The following is a 1,890-nucleotide window of genomic DNA, read 5'->3' on the forward strand; positions in this document are numbered from 1 at the left end:
GGCTTCGGTGGCGTTCGGGCGGCACCAGACAGAGGAGGGTTTGCGCGCCTATGCCGAGCGCGATGCTGTCCGGTTCGAGGCAACCGCGGCGGATGCGCGGACGGCGATCGTGCGGGATGTGCTGGCCGATATGGATGTGCGGCCGGATGGCTCTCGCCTGGTTCTGGCGCACCGCAACGCGGACGTGCGGGAGCTCAACGAGGCGATCCGGGTGGTTCGGCGAGAGCGGGGCGAGCTGGCGGACGAGCGTGTTTATCGCACGACCGAGGGGGAGCGGGCATTTGCGCCGGGGGATCGGCTGCTGTTCCGCGAGAACAACCGTGAGTTGGGCGTGAAGAACGGGATGCTGGGCACGGTGGAGCTGGCCGAGGACGACCGCCTTCTGGTGCGGCTGGATTCTCCCTCCGGGCCTGGGCGAGGTCGGGCCGTGTCGGTCTCGATGGCGGATTATGCTGCCGTGGATCACGGGTATGCCACCACCATTCACAAGGCGCAGGGGGCGACGGTGGACCGGGCCTATGTGCTGGCCTCGGGCACGATGGACCGACATCTGACCTACGTGGCGATGACGCGGCACCGGGACGGGGTGACGCTCTACGCCGATCGGGAGGAATTCAGCACTGTGGCCGCCCTGTCGTCGTGGCTGTCCCGATCCCAGGCCAAGGAAACCACGCTGGATTACGACCAGGCTGCCTATGCCCAGCGGCGTGGAGTCGAGGTGCGGCCGCGGGAGGTGGTGGCGGCGCGCGAGATCGAGGCGGGGCGTGCCGGGTTCCGGGCACGGTTCGAGGCACATCGGCAACACCAGGCAGCCGAGGCGGCGCGCAACAAGGAAGCACACGGCCTGGTGCGGGAGTGGACGCGGCTATCGGAGACCTACAACAAGGCGCTGCCGGGGCTGGAAACTGATCCCACTCTGGCCGGGCAGGCGCGGGTGGCGTTGCTGGGGTTTGCCCGGACACTGGATCGTCATTCCGAAGCAGCGCAGCGGCTGCGGGCACGTGGCCATGACTTCGGGTTGAAGGAGGGATCGGCGCTGGCGCAGGTGCTGGCGTCGCCAGACGCCGGGCAGGCCATTGAGCGGCTGATGGCGGGTGCGGAGGAGCGGATGCGCGGTCATCTGGCGCGTGAAGGGCCTTGCCGAGGAGCGGGCGGCGCTGGCGCAGGAGCGGCAGAAGCTGGCGGAGGAAGCCTCGAGCCTTGAAGAGCGGGTGCGTGAGGCGGTCAGTGCCGCGGTGACGACGGCGCTCGAGCAGGTGGGCAAGGAAGGTGTGGCGACGGTCCGGGAGGCGGCCAAGCCATTGCTGGAGGATGTCGCCGGGCTGGCGGGCGGCATGGCGGTTGCCGAGGAGGCGTTGCGCCGGATCGTGGCCTGGGCGAGCTGGCGGTTACTGGGGTGGATCGTGGCCCTGACCGTCGGGTTGATGCTGTTCGGCTGGCTGAGCAGTACGGCCGTTGTCTGGTGGGATCGCACCACGGTCAGTCAGCTGCGGGGCGAAATCACCGTGTTGCAGGCCAATCACAAAGCCTGGGTAAAGGCGGGAATGCTCGACAAGATCACCTATTGCGAACCGGGCAATCGCCCCTGTGTCGCTATCAACCAAAGCGCCGGGACATACGGGAATAGCCGCGATTACCGCGTCCTCAAGGGGTATTAGGGGCGTTTGCAGGGAGGGGTAGGGCCATGCACCGCCCCGGGTGTGCTGGAGGCTCCAACCTCAAAATCAATATAGTAAAATAAAAATTATTGTATTCAAAAATATCAAGATAATATTATTTGAAATATAAAATAATAATTTATTAAAAAATATGGATAAAAAAAGGGGTACGTTTTACGGGCCTTTTACCTCCGCCTCATCGCTCAAAGAAGCCATGAAAATTTTGCGTAAG

Annotated in this window: 1 protein-coding gene and 1 pseudogene; both read left to right on the forward strand. The window is 64.2% G+C overall.

The genetic code is table 11. The annotated features are described in order from the left end of the window. A pseudogene (locus B7Z76_RS16220) lies at nt 1–1,204 on the forward strand (ATP-binding domain-containing protein); the annotation flags it as partial. Continuing rightward, nucleotides 1,128–1,658 (forward strand): hypothetical protein, encoded by a 531-nt coding sequence (locus B7Z76_RS16225; protein ID WP_291345299.1) that lies wholly within the window; start codon nt 1,128–1,130, stop codon nt 1,656–1,658. The pseudogene B7Z76_RS16220 and the gene B7Z76_RS16225, both read left to right, overlap by 77 nt. The last annotated feature ends 232 nt before the right edge of the window (nt 1,659–1,890 follow it).

The sequence above is a fragment of the Acidiphilium sp. 20-67-58 genome, assembly GCF_002255515.1.
Taxonomy (GTDB): domain Bacteria; phylum Pseudomonadota; class Alphaproteobacteria; order Acetobacterales; family Acetobacteraceae; genus Acidiphilium.